The organism is Arthrobacter globiformis (assembly GCF_030817195.1).
GTDB lineage: Bacteria > Actinomycetota > Actinomycetes > Actinomycetales > Micrococcaceae > Arthrobacter > Arthrobacter globiformis_D.
The window spans coordinates 4,010,642-4,031,777 of sequence record NZ_JAUSYZ010000001.1; the positions used below are offsets into that span (position 1 = coordinate 4,010,642).

The following is a 21,136-nucleotide window of genomic DNA, read 5'->3' on the forward strand; positions in this document are numbered from 1 at the left end:
CGCGGTGCATGGTCCCGGCGCCTCACCTAGCTAGTTGCACTTCGTGGCACGGGCTTATTTCTCGGCCCACTCCCAGAAGTTCCACCAGACGCCCGTCTGGTTCGGCATGAACTTCACGCCGGTGATGCGGTCGCTGTAGGCGTCAACACCAACGGACTGGAACAGCGGGAGGCCGTATGCCGAGTCCCAGATCTTCTTGTCGATCTGCTTGATGAGGTCGTCCTGCTTGCTGCGGTCAGTCGTCACAATGAGTTCGTCCATCAGCTTGTCGGCTTCAGGATCGCTGAACTTGTTGAAGTTGGAACCGTTGCCGGAGCGGAAGATCTGCGGCACGCCGGAGACTCCGACGCCCGGGTTGATCCAGCCGAAGATCGTGGCGTCGTAGCCGCCCTTGCCCAGGGCCTTGCCCCAGTCAGAGGCGGCAAGTCCGCCGTCGACGATCTTGAAGCCGGCCTTGGTTGCGGACTCGCGGATGAGCGAGAACGCGTCCACACGGTTCGGGTTGTCCTTGTTGTACATGATGCGGACCTCGGGGGTCGCACCGTTCAGGAGCTTCTTGGCGCCATCAACATCGGCGTCCTGGTAGGCCGAGGAGCCGTTGCCCTGCGCGGAGGCTTCGTAGGCCGGCTGCGCGGGAACGAACAGCTGCGAGTCCAGGGGCTTTGCCTCCGGATCGAGCTTCTTGATGATCTTGTCCACGATGTCCTTGCGCGGAACCGTCTTTATGAATGCCTCGCGGACATTCTTGTCGGCGAAGGGTCCCGAGTAGTTCAGGTCGATGTGGTCGTAGGAGAGCTGGTTGCCCTGTTCCACCGTGACGCCCTGGCTCTCAAGTGCCTTGAGCTGTTCGAGCGTGTCAGCCGACGCCTGCGGAGCGATAATGTCAGCCTCGCCGTTCTTCAGCGCCTGGACCTGTGCCGGGGAGGAACCGATGTAGCGGACAGTGATCTCGTCCAGCTTGGCCTCGGGGCCCCAGTTGTAGTCCTTGTTGCGGACCATGGTCAGGGACTGGTCCTGGTTGATGCTCTGGACAACGAACGGGCCGTTGGACAGGAACAGGCTCGGATCGCTCGGCAGGGTCTTGGAGTCGAAGCCGGTGTTCCACAGATCGGACATGGCCTTGAGCTTGGCATCGGCGGCCTTGGGCGCCTTGGAGTCGCCGCGGGGCAGGCTCTTGAGGTGGTCGATGAACGCCTGCGTGTCGGCCAGGCCGGCCTTCTTGGCCAGGACGTGGGCCGGGATATCAATGCCCGGTCCGCCCAGCGCGATCTCCCAGTCGGCGAACGGCTTGGAGTACTTGATGGTCATGGAGCGGTTGTTGTCGCCGATTTCGGGGAAATCGGTGAGCGCGAGACCAGTGGGGTCGCCGGCGTAGGAGAAGTAGGATGTTCCCGCCTTGCCCTCGGCGTCGGCGTCGTTGTAGTACCCGGAGAAGGCTGCCCACTGCAGGAGCAGGTCCGCTGCGGTGACGGGCGTGCCGTCCGACCACTTCACACCTTCGTTGATGGTGTATTTGACGGTCAGCGGATCGTCAGACGTCTTTTCCATCTTGCCGAACTTGTCGTTGTGGACGATGTTCAGCTGGTTGTCGATGTAATAGAACCCGGAGTGTGTGGCGTAGCTGACCTTCGAGTTGATGTCAGTGTTGCCGTCGGCCGTGTTCGGGTTGAAGGTGTTGAACGCATTGACCTCAACTACAGTGGCTGTTCCCCCCTGTTTGCCGGCCGCATTACTGGACGGGGTTGTCCCGCCATTGGTGCTCGCGCAGGCGCTGAGCGCCAGTGCAGCCGCGGCTGCAACGCCTACTGCTTTGGAAATACGACTGAATCGCATTCCGCCTCCTATGTTTCTGTGAGTGTGGAAAAGACCTTCGCTGTGGGCGCTGGCCAGACCCGCTACATCCCCCCAGTGAGATGTGGCGAGTCTCACATGACAAGTAGCCTAGACCCGAACCCGGCACCTGCGGTCCGAAAGTTGTCCCTCAGTAAAGGTTGTTATCGAGATGCAACCAACCTGTTGCCGGACGAAAAGCCAGCACTCCTTTTCCTTGACGCCGTGTTGCACGGAGGGTACGGGGCCAATCATAGAAAAAGCCCCGGTCCAAAGGACCGGGGCTTTTTCGCCGTTAATACTCAATCACTGAGTACCTCAGCGGAAACTCACACATTGAAGCGGAACTCCACCACATCGCCGTCGGACATGACGTATTCCTTGCCTTCGATGCGGACCTTGCCGCGCGACTTGGCCTCCGCCATGGAACCGGCATCGATGAGGTCCTCGAAGGAGACAACCTCAGCCTTGATAAAGCCGCGCTGGAAGTCCGAGTGGATGACGCCGGCCGCCTGCGGGGCGGTGTCGCCCTGGTGGATGGTCCACGCGCGCGCTTCCTTGGGCCCGGCCGTGAGGTAGGTCTGCAGCCCCAGCGTGTGGAATCCGACGCGGGCCAGCTGGTCCAGCCCGGATTCGTCCTGCCCGTTCATTTCGAGCATTTCGCGCGCCTCGGCCTCGTCCAGCTCCACCAGGTCGGACTCGAGCTTGGCGTCAAGGAAGATGCAGTCGGCCGGCGCAACCATGGCGCGCAGCTCGGCCTGCTTCTCCTCGCTGCCGAGAATTCCCTCGTCCGCGTTGAAGACGTAGATGAAGGGCTTGGCCGTCAGGAGGCTGAGCTCCTTGAGGTGTTCCATCTCCAGCTTGTCGCTCGTGACGGACGAGTAGATGGTGTCGCCGCGCTCCAGCACGGCCTGCGCGGCCTTGATGGCAGCGAGCTCCGCGGCCTCCCGCTTCTTGATCTTGACCTCTTTTTCGATCCGGGGAATGGCCTTCTCGATGGTCTGCAGATCGGCGAGGATCAGCTCGGTGTTGATGGTTTCCATGTCCGAGCGGGGGTCGACCTTGCCGTCGACGTGGATGACGTCAGGGTCGTCGAAGACGCGCACCACCTCGGCGATGGCTTCCGCTTCACGGATGTTGGCGAGGAACTGGTTTCCCAGGCCTTCCCCTTCGGAGGCACCCTTGACGATGCCTGCGATGTCAACGAAGGAGACAGCAGCGGGCAGTACGCGCTGCGAGCCGAAGATCCCGGCGAGCTGCTGGAGCCTGGGGTCGGGCAGGTTCACGACGCCGACATTGGGTTCGATGGTGGCGAACGGATAGTTCGCGGCCAGCACCTGGTTGCGGGTCAGTGCGTTGAAAAGTGTTGATTTGCCGACGTTGGGCAGTCCGACGATGCCAATAGTAAGAGCCACGGACATTGATTCTACCCGTTCGACCCCCGCATCCCGTGCCGCCTGGTGCTGCCTTCACAATAAATGTCACAGCCCCGTGCCACAGTGAAGGCATGGAACCTTTTGCAGTCATTCTGGCCCTTTTAATGCTGTTGCTGGGCGCCGTGGCCGGCGGGGGCGCGGTGTACGTGGTGCTGCGCCGCCGGAGCACCGCCCTGGAGGCGGATTTCGACGGCGTTTCGGCACGCCTTTCGGAGGTGAGCGCCCAGTTCGCCGCCGCGGATGCGGAACGGAAGCTCCTGTCCGCCCAGAACCGGGAGTTGGGCACGTCGCGTGAGCAGGACGCCAGCGTCCTGCGGGCCCTGGCGCCGGTGGCTGAGAAGCTGACGGCGGTGCAGCAGCAGGTATCCCTGCTGGAACGGGACCGGCTGGAACAGTACGGTCAGCTGGCCCAGCAGCTGCAGGAGGCCCGCCTCACCGACGAGCAGCTGATGCGGTCCACGCATGCCCTTGAGTCGGCGCTCCGGTCGAACAGCGCCCGCGGACAGTGGGGCGAAGTGCAGCTGCGCCGGGTCGTGGAGGCGGCCGGCATGATGAGGCACGTCGACTTCCATGAGCAGCACCACGGCACATCGGGCGCCGAGGCCACCGTCCGCCCGGACCTTGTGGTCCAGCTGCCGGGCGACAAGCAGCTCGTTGTCGACGCCAAGGTCCCCCTGTCCGCCTACCTTGAGGCGCAGGAGCTGGGGCAGTCAGCCAGTGACAAGCCCGGGCTTAGTCAGGCAGCGCGGCAAAACCTCCTGGCGGCGCACGCCAAGGCGCTGAAGGCGCATGTGGACGCCCTCAGCACCAAGAAGTACTGGGATATTTCAGGGAACTCGCCGGAACTGGTGATCTGCTTTGTCCCGGCCGAGTCCATCCTCGCCGCCGCGCTCTCCGCCGACCCTGCGCTCCTGGATCACGCGCTGTCCCGGAATGTGGTGCTGGCATCCCCCGGCACGCTGCTCGCGGTGCTCAAGTCCGTGGCGTTCACGTGGCGCCAGGACGTACTCACGGACAGTGCACGGGAGCTCTTCGAACTTGCCCGGCAGCTGTACGAGCGGATGGGCACGCTCGGGGACAACGTGGGCAAGCTGGGGTCATCGCTGAAAACCTCGGTGGACCGTTACAACGCGATGGTCGGCACGCTGGAGGCACGGGTGCTTCCCACCGCGCGGAAACTGAATGCCCTGGACGCCACCGGACTGGTGACGCCTCCGGCTGTGCAGGTCACGCCGCGCTCCCCCGCGGCCCCGGAACTGCAGGGCGAATCACGGCAGCACGCTGAACTGCACGCCGCGGGGCCGGCAGCGGCCGAACCGGACGCCGGCGAACTGATAGCCGGCGAACCGCGGCCGGCCGTGGAGGAAGAGGACGCCGCCTAGAGGAGCCGCCGGATGGACGCCGGCCCGCGCTCTGCTGCTAGCGCGAACGGCGTCCGCCGAGGGCGCGGGACACGTCCCCCGCTTCCTTGAGCGTGGCGCGGAGCTCCTTGGGCAGGGAGAAGAGGAGGTCCTCCTCTGCCGTCACAATCTCCTCGACGGCGCCGTATCCGTAGTCAGCCAGGAGGCGGAGCACGTCCTTGACCAAGACCTCCGGGACGGACGCGCCTGAGGTGACGCCCACGGTGGCGACACCCTCGAACCAGGACTCGTCCACCTCGTTGGCGAAGTCAACACGGTACGACGCCTTGGCGCCGTATTCGAGTGCCACTTCGACGAGGCGCACGGAGTTAGAGGAGTTCGCCGAACCGACCACGATCACCAGATCAGCCTGGGGGGCGATCTTCTTGATGGCCACCTGGCGGTTGGTCGTGGCGTAGCAGATGTCGTCGCTGGGCGGATCCTGGAGCGTGGGGAAGCGATCCTTGAGCAGCCTGACGGTCTCCATGGTCTCGTCCACGCTGAGCGTGGTCTGGGAAAGCCAGATGACCTTTTCAGGGTCCCGTACCGTCACCTTATCCACCTCATGGGGGCCGTTGATGATCTGGATGTGCTCGGGGGCCTCGCCGGACGTTCCTTCAACCTCTTCGTGGCCGTCGTGGCCGATCAGGAGGATGTCGAAGTCGTCCTTGGCGAAGCGGACAGCCTCCTTGTGAACCTTGGTCACGAGGGGGCAGGTCGCATCGATCGTCCGCAACCCGCGGTCCTCCGCGGACTGGACCACCGCCGGGGAAACGCCGTGGGCCGAGAAGATGACCAGGGCGCCCTCGGGCACTTCGTCCGTTTCGTCCACGAAGATGGCGCCCTGCTCCTCCAGGGAGCTGACCACGTGCACGTTGTGGACGATCTGTTTCCGGACATAGACGGGCGGTCCGTAGTGCTGCAGTGCCTTTTCGACGGCGATGACCGCGCGGTCCACGCCGGCGCAGTATCCGCGCGGGGCTGCCAGCAGAACCTTTTTGGGGCCGGGGACCGGTGCCGCCGCGAGCACTTCCTCCGGCGAACGCCGCCGGCGCGGGACGGTTGGCATCGAAAGGGAAACTGCAGAGGAAGTCATTGCTCCATGCTACCGGCTGGGCGGCAGGCCCCTGGGCGGCTCATCGCCTGCGGGCAGGACCGCCGGCCACCCTGACCAGCACGCCTGCCGCCACCAGGGCCGCACCGACGATCGCCGCCGCCAGCGTCCAGGACGCAAACCCGGCAGCGGAAGCCGCTACGAACTCCCGCTTGAACAGGTCTGCCATTTCGTTTCCGCTCGCGGTTCCCATGACGGCGTCGGCGGCCCAGCGGGATGCCAGCGTCCACAGTCCGGAAAGCGCCAGTGCGCCCACTCCGATGCCGGCCAGGACTTTCCACCGCCGGCGGGCGGTCACGAGCGCCAGGAGAAACGCCACGCCGGCACCGAGGGCCAGGCTGTATCCCAGCGGAGAGTATGCGGAAACCCCTTCAATGAGCTGGCGCTGGTTCGTCTGGCCGATGTTCACCAGGGTCTGGCCCGGGGCCTCCAGCGGAACATCCACCTGGCTGGAAATCTGTTTGGCCGCCAGGGCGACGAGCGGGGCCACATCCAGGGTCAGCGAGGTGCTGGAAACCGCCTCAGGCGGAAGGGACGCCGGGTCGGCGAAGTTGAGGCGGTGGCTCTTCCGCAGTGTTTCTTCCCAGGCAGCCGGGTACTCGGGCAGGCCAGTGAGGGAGGTTGCCGCCCTTTCCAGCACCGGCCGGACCAGTGCGGCCACCTGCGGCGGCAGGGTGCCGCCGGTATCAATACTGCTGACGGCGGCGGTTGCCAGGCGCTTCTGGAAATCCGGGTCCTTGCCCAGTGGTGCAGCCAGGGCAACGAAGCCATCCTCCTGCACGATGTTGCGGTCCACCCAGATGGCCGGAACCGCGGCGGCGGAGAGGAGAAGACCAAGGATGACGGCCAAGGCCGCAAGAAATGAGCGCAAGGGATTCCTAGCTGGTCGGGTTTCTCGGCTGGTCGGATGCCCGGCTGGTCAGCAGGACACTGCCATCCTAGGTGCGCCGGTCCCGCGATGGAAAAAGTAGGGCAATCCAAAATGTCGGCCCTCGGCAATGCCCGCTTATCAGCAATGCCGCGCTCTCAACAATGTCCGAGCCGGGTGATACAGCTATGGATAGAGTGGATTAACCCACCGCGCACGCACCATCCACAGGCAAAGGACCGTGACCATGCAACTGGCATTCGCCGCCACCGGGGCTGCACATGGCTGAAAACGCCACCGTCCCTGTACCCGGCACGGCCCCCGCAGCCGGCCCCAGCACGGTGCCGGCCACCGCCGCGGACACGAGCCCGGACAACCCCTGGCCGCTGCAGTTGCTCTCCCAGAAGCTCAAGACCCACATTGAGCGGGCACCGGCAGCCTGGGTTGAAGGTCAGGTCATCGAACTGAACCGGCGCGGCGGCAGTGCGTTCCTGACCCTCCGGGATGTTGACGCCGAGATCTCCCTGCCCGCTTCCATCTGGTCCAAGTTACTCGACCGCCAGGAGACGCCACTTGAACGCGGAAGCCGGGTGGTTGCCCTGCTGAAGGCTGAGTTCTGGCTGAAGACCGGGCGTCTGAACATGTCCGTGAAGGACATCCGCCCGGTCGGATTGGGCGATCTCCTCGCACGGATAGAACGGCTGCGCCATGCCCTGGCCGCGGAAGGGCTGTTTGCCGAGTCGCGGAAAAAAGCGCCTTCCGCTGCTCCCCCACCGCATCGGGCTCATCACCGGCCGCGACTCCGATGCCAAGAAGGATGTTCTGCGCAACGCTGCCCTGCGCTGGCCGGCAGTCGAGTTCGAGATCCGCGAAGTCGCGGTGCAGGGCAACACCGCCGTATCCCAGATGGTTAAGGCGCTGCGCGAGCTCGATGCCCGTCCCGAGGTTGACGTCATCGTGATCGCCCGCGGCGGCGGAGCGCTGGAGGACCTGCTGCCGTTCAGCAGCGAGGAACTCATTCGCGCGGTCGCCGCCGCGGTGACTCCGGTGGTCAGCGCGATCGGACACGAGGCGGACCGGCCCATCCTGGACGACGTCGCCGATCTCCGGGCCTCAACGCCCACGGACGCAGCCAAGCGGATCGTGCCGGAAGTCTCGGAGGAACTCGCCCGCGTCCGGCAGGCTGAGGCCCAGCTGCGCCGTTCCGTCACGCTGCTGGTGGCCCGGGAAACCGACCGTCTGGCGGCAGTCCGGTCCCGCCCCGTCCTGGCGGCTCCGGAGAGCATGATCACGGCGCGCGCGGACGATGTGGAACGGCTGGCCCAACGATCGACGGCGGCCATCAGCGCCGCCTTCACGAGGGCTTCCGACCAGCTGGTCCACCTTCAGGCCCAGGTCCGGGCCTTGTCACCGCAGCAGACCCTGGACCGCGGTTACGCCGTGGTGCAGCTTTCCGGGTCCGGCGGTGCAGTTGTCCGCCAGCCCGCCCAGGCCCCGGCCGGAGCCGCGCTCTCGGTCCGGGTGGCCGGCGGGCGGTTCGGCGCGGAATCCACAGGCGCACCATGAACCGAGACGCACCTTTAAGCCGGCCATGACGCCAGCACCTAATGACATCACCACCGACATGACAGGCCAGAAAACATGACAGACCCGACCATCAACACAGAGCCGGCGAACAACACGGAGCAGCCCGGTCCCGCGCTTCCTCCGGACATTGATGCCCTCAGCTACGAGGAAGCACGGGAGCAGCTGGTGGCCGTGGTCTCCAAGCTTGAGGCCGGCGGGACCAGCCTCGAGGACTCCCTGGCCCTGTGGGAACGGGGCGAGGCATTGGCGCGGCGCTGTGAGGAATGGCTGGAGGGCGCCAGGAAGAGGCTCGCGGCTGCCCGCAAGGACAACTAACGCCGGCGGAGAGTTAGCCGGAGGTTAGGCCCGGTTCAGGACCTCTCGACGAGGCGCCGCTCGGCTTCGACGTCGAACTCGGCCTTGGGCCACTCCAATTCGAGCTCGCCGAGCCCCTCCAGCAGCAGCTGCTGAACCGCTATGCGCGCATACCATTTCTTGCTGGCCGGCACGACGTACCAGGGCGCATGGTCCGTGTTGGTGGCATCGAAGGCTGCCTGATAGGCGGCCATGTAGTCGTCCCAGAAGGCGCGCTGTTTCAGGTCCTCGGTGTTGTACTTCCAGTGCTTGGCCGGATTGTCCAGCCGGGCCAGGAGCCGCTCTTTCTGCTCGTCATTGCTGATGTGCAGCATGACCTTGATGACCTTCGTGCCTACTGCAACCTGCCGGGCTTCGAACTCGTTGATCGCCCTGTAGCGGCGTTCAATTTCCTTCGGGTCCACCCAGCGGTGGACGCGGTGGATCAGGACATCCTCGTAGTGGGACCGGTCAAAGACCCCCAGCATGCCGGCGCCCGGAACTTCCCTTTCGATGCGCCAGAGAAAGTCGTAGGCGCGTTCCTCTGGCGTGGGGGCCTTAAAGGATTTGAACTGTACGCCCTGCGGATCCATGGCGCCCAGGACGTGCTTCACGATTCCGCCCTTGCCGGCGGTGTCCATTCCCTGCAGGATCAGCAGGACGCGCTTGGTGCCGCCAAACTTGGACTCGGCAAACAGCTTTTCCTGGAGCGACGCGAGCTTGTCATCCAGCCCCTCAAGGAGCGTCTCGCCGTCGGCCTTGTTCCCGGGATAACCCGGGGTGGTGTCCGGATCAACATCCGCCAGCTTGAACCTCTTGCCGACTTTCAAGGATTCGGAGGGGAACTTCGTGAATTCCGCAACGCCGGCCATGGGGACCTCTTTCCACTGTTGTCTGTGGGTAAAGGCTAATTCCCCTGATACCTGCTGAGGAAGTCTCCCATGCGGCCAATTGCTTCCTCGATGTCCTTGACGTTCGGCAGGGTCACCATCCGGAAGTGGTCGGGCCGGACCCAGTTGAACGCCCGGCCGTGCGAGACCAGGATCTTCTGTTCCTTGAGGAGATCCAAGACAAACTTTTCGTCGTCCCGGATGTTGTAGACCTCCGGGTCCAGCTTGGGGAACAGGTAGAGGGCTCCGCGCGCCTGCTGGGTGCTGACGCCGGGGATGGCGTTGAGCATCTCGTACGCCTTGTTGCGCTGTTCCAGCAACCGGCCGCCGGGCAGGATGAGGTCGCTGATGCTCTGGTATCCGCCCAGGGCAGTCTGGATGGCGTGCTGGGCGGGGACGTTGGCGCAGAGCCGCATGTTGGCCAGCAGATTTATGCCTTCGAGGTAATCCGCGGCCTCCTTCTTGGGTCCGGAGATGGCCATCCATCCCGCGCGGTAGCCGCAGACGCGGTAGGCCTTGGACAGCCCGCTGAAGGTCAGGCACAGCACGTCGTCGCCGGTGAGCCCGGCCAGGTTCACGTGCACGGCGTCCTCGTAGAGGATCTTCTCGTAGATTTCGTCGGCGAAGATCACCAGCCCGTGCTTTTCGGCCAGGGCAACGATCTTGCGCAGCGTGCTTTCCGGGTATACGGCGCCGGTGGGGTTGTTCGGGTTGATGACCACGATCCCCTTGGTGCTGGGCGTGATCTTGGCCTTGAGGTCTTCCAAGTCGGGCTGCCAGCCGGACTCCTCATCGCAGAGGTAGTGCACGGGACGGCCGCCGGCCAGCGCCACGGAGGCGGTCCACAGCGGATAGTCCGGGGTGGGGATCAGGATTTCGTCGCCGTCGTCGAGCAGTGCCATCAGCGACATGGTGATCAGCTCGCTGACACCGTTGCCCAGGTAGATGTCGTCCACGTGGATGCTTTGGATGCCGCGGGTCTGGTAGTACTGCGAGACGGCGGTGCGGGCCGAGAAGATGCCGCGGGAATCGCTGTATCCCTGGGCGTGGGGCAGGTGGCGGATCATGTCCACCAAAATCGCGTCCGGCGCTTCAAAACCGAAGGGTGCGGGGTTGCCGATGTTCAGTTTGAGGATGCGGTGACCCTCTGCCTCCATCTGCTGGGCGGCCTGAAGAATCGGTCCACGGATGTCGTAAAGGACATTATGAAGCTTGGTGGACTGCTTGAATTCTGCCATTCATCAAATATGCCACAAGCGGGATGTACTTCCGGGGAGACGTGCCTCACATAGTAACCGCGGACGTAACGGGCCAGCGGACGGCGGCTGCCGGTCCGCGCGGAACCGGCAGCCGCCGTCGTACTCATTTAGTAAGCCGCAGCGCCTACTTGACGATGCCCTTGTCCTTGAGCCACGCGGCAGCCGCATCCTTGGCGTTCTGCTTCTGGCTTCCGCTCACCGCACGGTTGAGGTTAATCAGGTCGTCCGTGGTGAGGGTCTTGGAGACGTTGTTCAGCGCCTCCTTGGCCTTGTCCGTCACCTTCGCGTCGTTGTAGAGCGGGAGCACCTGCTGGGCCTTGAAGTTGTTCTTCGGGTCCTCCAGCACAACGAGGTCGTTGTCCGCGATGGACGGCGTGGTGGTGAAGATGTCGGCCACCTGCACCTCGTCGCTCAGAAGCGCCTGCAGCGTGAGGTTGCCGCCGCCGTCGCTGAACGGCTTGAGCGCCTTGAGCTCGCAGTTGTAGTTCTTCTTGAGCCCGGGGAACCCGTAGGACCGGGTTTCGAATGTGGCAGGCGCGGCCATGGTCAGGTCCTTGCAGACCTTGGCCAGGTCCTCGATGGACTTCAGCTGGTACTTTTCCGCGGTGGCCTTGGTGACCACCATGGCGTCCTTGTCCTCGGCCTTGGACGGCTCAAGCACGGCGAGTCCCTGCGGCAGTTTGCCCGGAAGTGCCTTATAGACGTCCTCCGGCGTGACCTCGCCAGCCTGCGCGTCGACGTGGGACAGAAGGTTGCCGGAATAATCGGGCACCACATCCACGGATCCGTCCTGGACGGCCTTGAAGTAGATCTCGCGGGAGCCGATGTTCGGCTTGGTGGTGGCCGTGACTCCGGCCGCGTTCAAAGCTCCCGCGTAGATTTCGGCGATGATCTGGCTTTCCGGGAAGTCCGCGGAGCCGACGACGAGGGAACCGCCGGAGGTGGCGCCGCCGGTTGCACTCGTGGAGGGGGAAGACAGCGGATTGCCGCTGCTGCAGGCGGACAGGGCAAGGGCGACGCCGACACCGGCGGCAAGGCCGCCCAGGCCACGGCGGGTAAGAGTCGTGCGGACGGGGTACTTCATGCGGTGCCTCCTTGAACAGCGGCAGCCGCGGGCGCGGCAGCCGAGAGATCTGCGGCGGCCTTGCGGCCGCCCTTGGAACGTGCGGAAAGTCCCGGTGAAACGACCAGCCGCTGCACGGCCGCCAGGACGAGGTCGACGACGATCGCCAGCGCCGCGATAAGGAGCGAACCTGCCAGCATCCGAGGGAAGTCCTGGAGCACCAGCCCGTCGAACAGGTAGCGTCCCAGGCCGCCGAGCGGAAGGTAGGCCACCACCGACACCGTGGCGATCACCTGCAGCACGGCGGTGCGGATGCCGCCGAACATCACGAGGAGCCCGTTGGGAACTTCCACGCCGAACAGGACCTGCAGCTCTTTCATGCCCATGGCGCGGGCGGCGTCCACCACGCTGGCATCCACACTGGAAATGCCAGCGTACGTGCCGGCCAGCAGCGGCGGGACTGTGAGGATGACCAGCGCCCACACCGGCGGCATGAGGCCGCTTCCGGCAACGAGTGCGAACAGCACCAGCAGTCCGAGTGTGGGCAGCGCCCGGAGGGCTCCGGCTACGGCCACCGCCACCACGCGGCCCCTGCCCGTGTGGCCGATGTAGAGCCCCACCGGCACGGCAATGGCCGCGGCGATGAGCAGGACCAGGCCGCTGTACTGCAGGTGTTCGAGGAGGCGCACGGGTATCCCGCCCGGGCCGGACCAGTGCGCAGGGTCGGCGAGCCACGCGAAAGTTTGCGTGAAGATGTTCATGAGCCGGCCCCCGCATGCACCTTGGCGTCGGCGAGGAATTCGGCGCCGGACCTGGCGTTCGCGCCGGTCCTTACGGAGCCTGCCCTGGTCCATGGTGTGAGGATCCGTTCCAGGATCACCAGCAGGGCGTCCATCACCAGGGCCAGCAGCAGGATGGCGACAATCCCCACCACCACCTCGGTGACGAAGTTCCGCTGCAGCCCGTCCGTGAACAGCATCCCGAGGTTCCCGACCCCCAGCAGGGCGGCGACGCTCACCAGGGAAATGTTGCTCACCGACACGACGCGCAGGCCGGCGAACATCACGGGCAGGGAAAGCGGCAGGTCGATCTGCAGGAACCGGGCGGCGGGCTTGTAGCCCATGGCCACGGCCGCTTGCCGGAGGTCATCATCCACGGAATCGAAGGCGTCCATGGCGGCCCGCACCAGCAGCGCAACCGCGTAAATGGTCAGGGCGACAATGACGTTCAGCGGGTCAAGGATCCGGGTTCCCAGCAGCGGCGGCAGGATGATGAACAGGGCCAGCGAGGGGATGGTGTAGAGCAGGGAACTCACGGTGGCCACGAGCTGCCGGAGTGCGCTGTGCCGCCGAGAGAACTGCGCCAGCGGGATGGAGATCAGCAGGCCCAGGACCATCGGAACCAGGGCCAGGACCAGGTGCTGGCCGGCCCGTTCAAAGACCATGGAGCTGTTCGCCAGGAACCACTCCATCAGGGTGCGCCCTGCCGGGTCTGACGCGCGGACTCGATGACGGAGAGCACCTCCGCGCCCTTGACGACGCCGGCAACCTTGCCGTCTCCGTCGACCGCCACGCCGAGCCCCGACGGCGAAGACAGCGCGGCGTCCAGGGCACGCCGCAGGGTATCGCCCGGTCGGAACAGTGAGCCGCCGGGAATGAGCTGGGAGTCAAGGCCGGGGCCTTCCCAGCCCAGCGGGCGCTGCTGTTCATCCACCACCAGGCGCCAGCTTTCCGGATGCGCACCGGCGTCCCCGCCCCGGGTGACCGTTTCAACGGGATGGACCGCAACGCCGTCGGCCGTGGTGAACGCGAGGTGCCGGAACCCGCGGTCCCGGCCGACGAACGAAGCGACGAACTCGTTCGCCGGTGCCCGGAGGATCTCCTCCGGAGTGGCGTACTGCGCCAGCTTGCCGCCGACGGCGAAGACCGCCACCTTGTCCCCCAGCACGGTGGCCTCGTCGATGTCGTGGGTAACAAAGACGATTGTCTTGGCCAGGTCGCGCTGCAGGCGGAGGAGCTCCTGCTGCAGTTCGTCGCGGACCACGGGATCCACGGCACTGAAGGGCTCGTCCATCAGCAGGACCGGCGGATCGGCGGCGAGCGCCCGGGCCACGCCGACGCGCTGTTGCTGGCCGCCCGAGAGCTGCGAGGGGTACCGCTTGCCCAGCGACGGCGCCAGCCCCACGACGTCGAGCAGTTCTTCCGCGCGCTTGCGGGCGTCGGCTTTCGAGACGCCGTTCAGCCGGGGCACGGTGGCGATGTTGTCCACCACGGAGCGGTGCGGCATCAGCCCGGACGACTGCATCACGTAGCCCATGGAGCGCCTGAGCTCGGCCGCCGGTACGGAGGTGACGTCCCGCCCGCCCACGGTGATGGTCCCGGACGTGGGCTCCACCATCCGGTTGATCATGCGGAGGGAGGTGGTCTTGCCGCAGCCTGATGGTCCTACGAACACCGTGATGGAGCCCCGGTCAATGGACATGGTCAGCTGGTCTACCGCTGGTTGCCCGCCCTGATACTGCTTGGTGACGCTCTGGAACTCAATCATGGCTTCGGCCATACCCGGCTTACCTAACTGTTGGGCGGCAACATCGGACGGTAAAGCGAACTGATCATAAGCACGCTGTTTTTTGGCTGTAAAGCACGTCTTGACACAGCGTAACCAGTGCCCGAAGCAAAACCGCCGCAGGCGCGGATACCGTAATCATTCGGAGACCAACACTGGTGATTCGGCGCCCTCCCCCGCCCGGATGGGTGGAGGAGTTTTTGTCCAGATATTGGGCCCAAATGCCCCCGGACGGGCCATTATCTGGACAAAAACTCCAGCCTCAGGAATGGCGGTAGCGTTCGGCGGCCCGCTGGCTCCGGCCGGCCACCACCACCTTCTGATGCCAATCCCGCTGGTACGCCCTTCTCGCCGCAGCGTCGTGGCGCCGCTCAAGGGCAGCGAGCTCGCGCTGGAGCTTGAGGTAGCTGGCCCACCGCCTCTCCTCGAGGGACCCGCCGTCGAGCGCGGCCCGGACGGCGCACCCGGGTTCCGTGTCATGGGCGCAGTCGGAGAAGCGGCACTGCTCAAAGAGCGCCTGCAGGTCGCCGAACATCTCCTCCATGCCGTCCTCGGCGTCGAACAGCCCGAAGCCGCGGACGCCGGGAGTGTCCATCAGCACCGCGCCGTTGGGCAGCGGCACCAGCTCCCGCGACGTCGTGGTGTGCCGGCCCCTGCCATCGGTGGCCCGCACGTCGCCGGTTGGCTGGATATGGTGCCCCACGAGCGCATTGATGAGTGTGGATTTTCCGGCGCCGGAGGGGCCCAGCAGGGCGAGCGTCCACGCCGGCTGCACGCGGGAGAGCAGTTCGTCGATGCCGTCCCCCTGCTCCGCCGAGGTGGTCACCACGTCCACGCCGGCTGCCTGCAGGATCACCTTCCCGACGACGTCATCGGCGATGTCCGACAGGTCAGCCTTCGTGATGATCACCAGGGGTGTGGCGCCGGAATCCCAGACGGCAACCAGTGTCCGTTCAAGCCTGTTGTGGCTCAGCGGACGGTCCACGGGAACAACCACGCCCACCATGTCGATGTTCGCGGCGAGGACCTGCGCCTCCGTGGACTGGTCAAAGGCACGCTTGCGGCTCAACTCGGACGTGCGCGGAAGAACCCCGACGACGGCCGGTTCCGCTGCCCCGTTGCGGCCAAGCCAGATCCAGTCACCGGTGGCCGGTACGGTATGGGCCGGGTACGGCAGGTGCACGAGACCGTCGGCCGTAGCCGCGACAATCCGGTTACGGTCCACCCGGACGACGCGGGCGGCCGCCTCGCCGGTGACAGCCGGATGGGCCGCAAAGTGCTGCGCCACCGCCTCCGTGAAACCGTACGGAACCGGGCCAGGCATGGGGTCAGGTTTTATTGAACGGGTCTGGTTTTGTAGCTGGTTGGCACGAATGCCGGAAGAATTTTTCACTGTGAACCTCGGGTTGGCCCCGAAGCGCCGCCGGTGGTCCATGTGGTGAGCTGAGCGCAGTGCGCTGTGCACAGAGAGCGCTGGACTGGTTACGAGCGGGCAGCAGCGGGGGCAGGAGTAATGAGAGTGCTTTCGACAAGGCGCGGAGCGCGCACGAATTCTGCAGTCATCAGGTCCACCTCCCCGGTGCGAAGTTCATGCCAGACTGGCCGCCGCCGGACAGAACATCCGGGGACTCCCCCAGAATAGCCAGCGGGGCGCCCGCTGGCTAGGGAAACCATGCTGTGGCCGAAATTCAGTCCAGCTTCCCGTTGACCGGCCGCTCCCGGAACAGCCGCAGCGCGGCGTCCACCAGGGACACCCGGTTGAGCGAGGCGACGTCGGGCAGCGGTATCCACGCGGCGTGCGTGGTGGTGCCGTTCTCTTCGTGGGTGAGCTTCCCGCCCGTCACCCTCGCCTCATACACCAGGCGGAGCGCCTGGAAGTCGCGGTCCGCCCCGTCCAGCCGAGAATCCGCCGGCCAGTGCCCGACGTCGATCCCGAGCATCGCACCGATTTCGGCGTGGTAGCCCGTCTCCTCGAAGACCTCACGGATACAGCCGTCCACCGGGTGCTCGGCCAGATCCAGCCCGCCGCCGGGCAGCGTCCAGCCTTCCTTGCCGTCCTGCTTCCAGTACGCCAGGAGGATGGCGCTGTCGCGGATGATCACCGCGTAAGCGGCAGGGCGGGTGTCGAAGAGAACGGTCATGGCTCCAGCGTAGCCCGCGCCATCCTCGTGCATGGCCGGCACGTGAGGTGCCGCCGGGCGGGAGGGCCGCAAGTGCCCGTTCGCGCTGAGTAGCCTGTCCCGGAATGGTGTCAGGCCTGGTCGCGGACCAGCAGCGGGACACCGAAAACGGGGTCCTGCTCCAGGATCCGCACGTCATGGACTCCTGCCACGGCCAGGTGCTGCCGGAACGATTCCTGGAGCCGGACAACGTTCATGCCCAGGCCGCTGCCCAGAATGACCGGTCCGTCCAGCCCCAGCTGCCGGAGGACCTGGGCGGCCATGTCCGCCAGGTCCTTGCCCGCCTGGTTGATCAGGTCCCGGCTGACCCCGTGGCCGGCCTCGGCCGCCTCCACCACGAGCCGGGCCTGCTGCGCCCAGAATCGGCGTCCGGTGTCCGGGGAGTGGAAGAGCGCGATCAGCTTGTTCGGGTCGTCGGTGTTGCAGGACTCCAGCAGCGCCCTGGTCAGCTCGTCCGGTTCCTGGCCCTGGTTCATGCGCCGCAGACTGTGCCGGACAGCTTCCCTGCCCAGCCAGTAGCCGCTGCCTTCGTCGCCCAGGAGGTAGCCCCAGCCGCCGGCCCGCGCCTCATCGCCGTCCCCGTTCGCGCCCCAAGCCGCGGAGCCCGTGCCCGCAATGACTGCCACGCCGGTGCTGGCGCCCCCTGCCGCGAGCAGGAGCCGGGAGTCATGGACCACCGTAATCCGGGCCCCCGGGGCATGCGGCTCGATGAGTGCGGCCAGGGCGGCGGCATCCTCATCGGTGTCGATCCCGCCGGCGCCTGCGTAGACCTGCGCCACCATGCCCCGGCCGATTTTGGCGAAAAGCTCCGCGAGATGCGCGGCGGCTTCCTCACGGCTGACGTTCTGGACGTTGGCGCTCCCCACGCTCTCATCGGCTACGGGTTCCCCGTGCTCGAAGCGGACGCCCCGTGTCTTGGTGCCGCCGATGTCGAGGCCGATCACGACGTCGCTGGACGGGGCTGTGCTGGACGGGACGGGGGCCGCACCGGATAGGTTGTCAGAGTTAGTCACCTGAACAGACTACTGATTAGCCCCAAGGAGCCGGCCATGCCCCACGCCCAGATTGATACCCGCATTATCGCAGCGCCCATGGCGGGCGGGACGTCCACGCCGGGCTTCGTCTCGGCGGTCCACCGCGCCGGAGGACTGGGCTTTCTCGCCGCGGGGTACAAGAGCGCGAACGCGGTCAGCGCTGAGATCCGCGCCTGCCGGGAGGCTGGCGTCCGGTTCGGCGTCAACGTTTTTGTGCCGGACCGTGCTCAGCTGAACCCTTCCCCCGACGCCGTGGCAAGGCTGGAGGAGTACCGGAGCAGCCTTGGCCGGGACGCCGGGCGCTACGGCGTGGCCGTGCCGCCCCTGGTGCTTGACGACGACGACGCCTGGCAGGCGAAGATCGACCTCCTGCTGCAGCACCCCGTTGAACTGGTCAGCTTCGCGTTCGGGCTGCCCGATTCCGCAGTTGTCGAGGCGCTCCGGAAGGCAGGGTCGGCCGTCCTCGCCACGGTCACCAGCCGCGCCGAGGCTGAGCTGGCAGCGGACCGCGGAGCCGATGCCCTCGTCGTCCAGCACAGCAGCGCCGGCGCCCACTCCGGTGCTTTCCTGCCCGGGACGAAACCCGGCGGCATGCCGCCGTCGACGGCTGACCTGATCCGGGAGGTGCGGGCCGCCGTCGACCTTCCGCTGATCGCGGCCGGCGCACTGTCGGACGCCGCCGCCGTCAGATCGGTCATAGCCGCCGGGGCCGTTGCCGCGCAGGTGGGAACGGCGCTGCTGCGAACGGACGAAAGCGGCGCGCGGCAGCTGCACAAAGACGCACTTGGCGATGACAGCTTCACCGAAACAACACCCACCCGGGCGTTCACCGGCCGCTACGCACGGGCACTCGTCAATGACTTTGTCCGCGACCACGCCGACGCCCCTGAGGGCTACCCCGCCATCCACCACCTGACGGCACCCATCCGCGCGGCAGCAGCGGCCGCGGGTGACCGGGAGCGGCTGAACCTCTGGGCAGGAAAGGGCTGGCGCTCGGCCAGGACCGGCCCCGTGGCCGAGGCCCTGGGCGCGCTGCTGGACAGTTAGGCGCCCGGTTAGGAGCAAGAGCCCCGGCCGGTCAGCCGCCCGCCCGGGCCCGGACCAGCCCCGCCAGCAGCGCCGGCCCCTCGTCCAGCACCAGCTCCCGGAAGAGGCGCAGTGCGTCCGGTTCGCCCTCCCGCGCGCCGCGGCGCTCGCGCCAGGCCAGACCGATCTCGCGGTATGCCAGATCCGATTCCAGCGCAATTTCGACCCAGCCCAGGTCGCCGGTGGCTGCCGTGACGCCGCGGCCCGGGCCGCTGCCGCCCTCCGGGGGTAGGATGCTGACCCCCAGCCCTGCGGACACCAGGCCACGTGCGGTGTGTGAATCCTGGCTTTCAAAGGCAATCCGCGGCCTGAAGCCGGCCTCCCTGAACAGGGCATCCGTCAGCGAGCGCAGCCCGTAGCCGGATCCGAGCGCAACGAACGGGTCTTTCCGGATCTCCGCCACAGCCACCGACTTCCGGTCCGCCAGCGGGTGCCGGTGGTGCACCACAAGCCGAAGCGGTTCACGGTACAGGGCGGCAGAGCCGATGGTCCTTCCGGCGGGTGCCACGGGTGCGGTCAGGGCGAGATCGGCGGCGCCGGAGGAGAGTTCCGCCAGGCAGCTGTCGCGGGAGCCCTGGCTGAGGTCGAACTCCGTCTGCGGGTAGCGGCCCCGGAACGCACTGATGAGCAGCGGCAGCGTCGCCTCGCCGAATGTGTGCTGGAAGGTCACGGCGATCCGGCCGCGCACCACCTCCGACTCGTGCCGGACGAGGTCAAGGCCGGCGCGGAACTCGGCGAGCGCCGATTCCACATAGGGCAGCAGCGTCGCGGCAGCAGGCGTCAGCCTGACTCCCCTGCCGTCCCTCACCAGCAGGTCGGTTCCCACCACGGCGCTGGCGCGCGCCAGCGCCCGGCTGACCGTCGACTGCGGAACGCCAAGCAGCTCGGCGGTTTCGGTGATGTGCTGTGTCCGCCCAAGCTCCGCCAGCAGCGGCAGAACCGGCAGCAGCTGCACGAGCTGCCTGTGCTCGATGTCCACGGTCTCCTCCGTCAATCAATCCGTTGCAGCATGAATTATCGATGAATCATGCATTGGATGCTAGGTCAGCATAGATCTACGCTGAAGGCATGCCAACGCCCCACACCCACGCCTCCGAAACCCAGCCGAACCAGTCCCGGCCCGCGCCGGCAGCGGGGGCGCAACCGGTGGCAGGGGCAGAACCGGTGGCAGGGGCAGAACCGGTGGCAGGGACAGTCGTCAAGTGGAACGGGCATCCGAAGGGTTCACAGGCCTACGGCAGGATCCTCGCTGGCTTGGCGTTTGCCGGGGTGGCCACCTTCGCCCAGCTCTATTCCACCCAGGCAGTGCTCCCCGTCATGGCCGCCGAGCTTCGGGTAAGCGCCGCAGAAGCCGCGCTGACCATTTCACTGGCCACCGTGGGCCTCGCCGTCACCGTCATCCCCTGGTCGTTCCTTGCAGACCGGATCGGGAGGGTGAAAGCCATGACCTGGGGGATCTGCCTGGCCACGGCACTGGGACTGCTGGTGCCTCTGGCCACCTCCTTCCCCGTCCTGCTGGGCCTCCGGATGCTGGAGGGCATGGCCCTGGGCGGCATCCCTGCCATCGCCATCGCCTACCTCAACGAGGAAATCGACCGGGCACACGCCGCAGTGGCGGCCGGCAGCTACGTCGCGGGCACCACCCTGGGTGGCCTGGCCGGCAGGCTTGTGGCCGGGCCGGCGGGGGAACTGTGGGGGTGGCGCGCTGCCGCGCTCGCCGTCTCCGTCCTGGCCACCGTGGCCGCGGTGCTCTTCCTGGTCCTGATTCCCAAGGCCCGCGGCTTCAGCCCGGCCCGGGGCATAGGTCTCCGCGGCGCGGCCAGGACCCTGTCCGGGCACCTGGCCAACCCCCGGCTGCTGGCACTCTACGTGCAGGCTTTCCTGCTGATGGGCGGCTTCGTGGCCGTCTACAACTATCTCGGGTTCCGGCTCTCCGGCGAACCGTTCAGCCTTCCGGCCACGCTCATCAGCCTCATTTTCCTGGCCTATCTGTCAGGCACCGTGACCTCACGCTGGGCCGGAGCCCTGACGCAGCGCTTCGGCCAGCGCACGGTGCTGCTGGCCGGCATTGCGGTGATGGCGGCAGGCCTGGCCCTTACCCTCACCCAGATGCTGGTGCTGATACTCGCCGGCCTCATCATCTTCACCGGCGGTTTCTTCGCGGCCCACAGCATAGGGGCGGGCTGGACCGGAGCCATCGCCCAGTCAGGCCGGGCACAGGCAGCATCGCTGTACAACCTGGCCTACTACCTCGGTTCCAGCATCCTGGGCTGGGCCGGTGGACTGGTGTTCCAGTCCCTCGGCTGGCCGGCGCTGGCGGCCGCCGTCATCGTCCTGGGCTGCGCGACGGCGGTGATCACCGCCGTCGCACATCCCTCTTCCGGGCGCCAGCGGCGGCAGCGCCAGCCGGACAAGGCAAGCCTGCAGCATCCCTGAATAATTCGCCGCCGAACCGGGCAGAAAACCTGCAGATGTTCGGAAGTGCCCCCTG

The 21,136-nt window shown here is 66.4% G+C and carries 18 protein-coding genes and 1 pseudogene; 5 read left to right on the forward strand and 14 right to left on the reverse strand.

Annotated features, from left to right (window positions below):
- Positions 1 to 54 precede the first annotated feature (54 nt).
- Positions 55 to 1,833 carry an ABC transporter family substrate-binding protein gene (locus QF036_RS18250; protein WP_307104134.1) on the reverse strand — a complete coding sequence of 593 codons (1,779 nt, stop codon included), beginning with the start codon at positions 1,831 to 1,833 and terminating at the stop codon, positions 55 to 57.
- Between the two features lie 326 nt (positions 1,834 to 2,159).
- Entirely contained in the window at positions 2,160 to 3,245 is a 1,086-nt protein-coding gene (ychF, locus tag QF036_RS18255; protein ID WP_111905334.1) for a redox-regulated ATPase YchF, read from the reverse strand.
- 92 nt (positions 3,246 to 3,337) lie between these two features.
- Here ychF and QF036_RS18260 point away from each other — a divergent pair, with 92 nt between their 5' ends.
- Positions 3,338 to 4,648: a DNA recombination protein RmuC gene (locus tag QF036_RS18260; protein WP_307104136.1), complete on the forward strand. Its 1,311-nt coding sequence runs from the start codon at positions 3,338 to 3,340 to the stop codon at positions 4,646 to 4,648.
- A 37-nt stretch (positions 4,649 to 4,685) separates the two neighbouring features.
- Here the strand turns inward: QF036_RS18260 and QF036_RS18265 are convergent, their stop codons facing one another.
- Together QF036_RS18265 and QF036_RS18270 are read right to left on the reverse strand one after the other, a co-directional pair.
- Positions 4,686 to 5,762: a 4-hydroxy-3-methylbut-2-enyl diphosphate reductase gene (locus QF036_RS18265; RefSeq protein WP_307104138.1), complete on the reverse strand. Its 1,077-nt coding sequence runs from the start codon at positions 5,760 to 5,762 to the stop codon at positions 4,686 to 4,688.
- 40 nt (positions 5,763 to 5,802) lie between these two features.
- Positions 5,803 to 6,651, reverse strand: a complete 849-nt coding sequence (locus tag QF036_RS18270; protein WP_307104140.1) for a hypothetical protein — start codon at positions 6,649 to 6,651, stop codon at positions 5,803 to 5,805.
- A 278-nt stretch (positions 6,652 to 6,929) separates the two neighbouring features.
- Here QF036_RS18270 and xseA point away from each other — a divergent pair.
- Positions 6,930 to 8,214 (forward strand): annotated as a pseudogene (xseA, locus tag QF036_RS18275) (exodeoxyribonuclease VII large subunit).
- A gap of 75 nt (positions 8,215 to 8,289) precedes the next feature.
- Positions 8,290 to 8,550, forward strand: a complete 261-nt coding sequence (locus QF036_RS18280; protein WP_307104142.1) for an exodeoxyribonuclease VII small subunit — start codon at positions 8,290 to 8,292, stop codon at positions 8,548 to 8,550.
- 35 nt (positions 8,551 to 8,585) lie between these two features.
- Here the strand turns inward: QF036_RS18280 and QF036_RS18285 are convergent, their stop codons facing one another.
- From QF036_RS18285 to QF036_RS18325, 9 genes are all read right to left on the reverse strand, one after another.
- Entirely contained in the window at positions 8,586 to 9,440 is an 855-nt protein-coding gene (locus tag QF036_RS18285) for a PPK2 family polyphosphate kinase (RefSeq protein ID WP_307104143.1), read from the reverse strand.
- Between the two features lie 35 nt (positions 9,441 to 9,475).
- The gene (locus QF036_RS18290; RefSeq protein ID WP_307104145.1) at positions 9,476 to 10,696 is read right to left on the reverse strand and encodes a pyridoxal phosphate-dependent aminotransferase; all 1,221 of its coding nucleotides are present in this window, start codon (positions 10,694 to 10,696) and stop codon (positions 9,476 to 9,478) included.
- A 145-nt stretch (positions 10,697 to 10,841) separates the two neighbouring features.
- Positions 10,842 to 11,801, reverse strand: a complete 960-nt coding sequence (locus tag QF036_RS18295; protein ID WP_307104147.1) for an ABC transporter substrate-binding protein — start codon at positions 11,799 to 11,801, stop codon at positions 10,842 to 10,844.
- The gene (locus QF036_RS18300; RefSeq protein WP_307104149.1) at positions 11,798 to 12,541 is read right to left on the reverse strand and encodes an ABC transporter permease; all 744 of its coding nucleotides are present in this window, start codon (positions 12,539 to 12,541) and stop codon (positions 11,798 to 11,800) included. Before QF036_RS18300 ends, QF036_RS18295 begins: the two co-directional genes overlap by 4 nt.
- Positions 12,538 to 13,251: an ABC transporter permease gene (locus QF036_RS18305; RefSeq protein WP_307104151.1), complete on the reverse strand. Its 714-nt coding sequence runs from the start codon at positions 13,249 to 13,251 to the stop codon at positions 12,538 to 12,540. The genes QF036_RS18300 and QF036_RS18305 overlap by 4 nt, the downstream gene beginning before the upstream one ends.
- Positions 13,251 to 14,339 carry an ABC transporter ATP-binding protein gene (locus tag QF036_RS18310; RefSeq protein WP_307104153.1) on the reverse strand — a complete coding sequence of 363 codons (1,089 nt, stop codon included), beginning with the start codon at positions 14,337 to 14,339 and terminating at the stop codon, positions 13,251 to 13,253. Before QF036_RS18310 ends, QF036_RS18305 begins: the two co-directional genes overlap by 1 nt.
- Before the next feature lie 268 nt (positions 14,340 to 14,607).
- Positions 14,608 to 15,669: a ribosome small subunit-dependent GTPase A gene (gene rsgA / locus QF036_RS18315; RefSeq protein WP_307104155.1), complete on the reverse strand. Its 1,062-nt coding sequence runs from the start codon at positions 15,667 to 15,669 to the stop codon at positions 14,608 to 14,610.
- Between the two features lie 364 nt (positions 15,670 to 16,033).
- On the reverse strand, positions 16,034 to 16,486 hold the full coding sequence (locus QF036_RS18320) for an NUDIX hydrolase (RefSeq protein ID WP_307104156.1): 453 nt from the start codon (positions 16,484 to 16,486) through the stop codon (positions 16,034 to 16,036).
- Between the two features lie 110 nt (positions 16,487 to 16,596).
- Positions 16,597 to 17,538, reverse strand: a complete 942-nt coding sequence (locus QF036_RS18325; protein ID WP_373460186.1) for an N-acetylglucosamine kinase — start codon at positions 17,536 to 17,538, stop codon at positions 16,597 to 16,599.
- Positions 17,539 to 17,574: 36 nt separating this feature from the next.
- Here QF036_RS18325 and QF036_RS18330 point away from each other — a divergent pair, with 36 nt between their 5' ends.
- Positions 17,575 to 18,606 (forward strand): nitronate monooxygenase, encoded by a 1,032-nt coding sequence (locus QF036_RS18330; protein ID WP_307104158.1) that lies wholly within the window; start codon positions 17,575 to 17,577, stop codon positions 18,604 to 18,606.
- Positions 18,607 to 18,637: 31 nt separating this feature from the next.
- Here the strand turns inward: QF036_RS18330 and QF036_RS18335 are convergent, their stop codons facing one another.
- A complete protein-coding gene (locus QF036_RS18335) occupies positions 18,638 to 19,624 on the reverse strand; it encodes a LysR family transcriptional regulator (protein WP_307104159.1) in 987 nt (328 codons plus the stop codon).
- Between the two features lie 89 nt (positions 19,625 to 19,713).
- Here QF036_RS18335 and QF036_RS18340 point away from each other — a divergent pair, with 89 nt between their 5' ends.
- Positions 19,714 to 21,081, forward strand: coding sequence for an MFS transporter (locus QF036_RS18340; protein ID WP_373460187.1), 1,368 nt, complete (start codon positions 19,714 to 19,716; stop codon positions 21,079 to 21,081).
- The last annotated feature ends 55 nt before the right edge of the window (positions 21,082 to 21,136 follow it).

Coding starts and splice junctions, on each gene's coding strand:
- QF036_RS18260 (WP_307104136.1), top strand. CDS start 3,338: ATGGAACCTTTTGCAGTCATTCTGGCCCTTTTAATGCTGTTGCTGGGC.
- QF036_RS18320 (WP_307104156.1), bottom strand. CDS start 16,486: ATGACCGTTCTCTTCGACACCCGCCCTGCCGCTTACGCGGTGATCATC.
- rsgA (WP_307104155.1), bottom strand. CDS start 15,669: ATGCCTGGCCCGGTTCCGTACGGTTTCACGGAGGCGGTGGCGCAGCAC.
- QF036_RS18300 (WP_307104149.1), bottom strand. CDS start 12,541: ATGAACATCTTCACGCAAACTTTCGCGTGGCTCGCCGACCCTGCGCAC.
- QF036_RS18290 (WP_307104145.1), bottom strand. CDS start 10,696: ATGGCAGAATTCAAGCAGTCCACCAAGCTTCATAATGTCCTTTACGAC.
- QF036_RS18305 (WP_307104151.1), bottom strand. CDS start 13,251: ATGGAGTGGTTCCTGGCGAACAGCTCCATGGTCTTTGAACGGGCCGGC.
- QF036_RS18295 (WP_307104147.1), bottom strand. CDS start 11,801: ATGAAGTACCCCGTCCGCACGACTCTTACCCGCCGTGGCCTGGGCGGC.
- QF036_RS18250 (WP_307104134.1), bottom strand. CDS start 1,833: ATGCGATTCAGTCGTATTTCCAAAGCAGTAGGCGTTGCAGCCGCGGCT.
- QF036_RS18330 (WP_307104158.1), top strand. CDS start 17,575: ATGCCCCACGCCCAGATTGATACCCGCATTATCGCAGCGCCCATGGCG.
- QF036_RS18265 (WP_307104138.1), bottom strand. CDS start 5,762: ATGACTTCCTCTGCAGTTTCCCTTTCGATGCCAACCGTCCCGCGCCGG.
- QF036_RS18280 (WP_307104142.1), top strand. CDS start 8,290: ATGACAGACCCGACCATCAACACAGAGCCGGCGAACAACACGGAGCAG.
- QF036_RS18285 (WP_307104143.1), bottom strand. CDS start 9,440: ATGGCCGGCGTTGCGGAATTCACGAAGTTCCCCTCCGAATCCTTGAAA.
- QF036_RS18310 (WP_307104153.1), bottom strand. CDS start 14,339: ATGGCCGAAGCCATGATTGAGTTCCAGAGCGTCACCAAGCAGTATCAG.
- QF036_RS18340 (WP_373460187.1), top strand. CDS start 19,714: ATGCCAACGCCCCACACCCACGCCTCCGAAACCCAGCCGAACCAGTCC.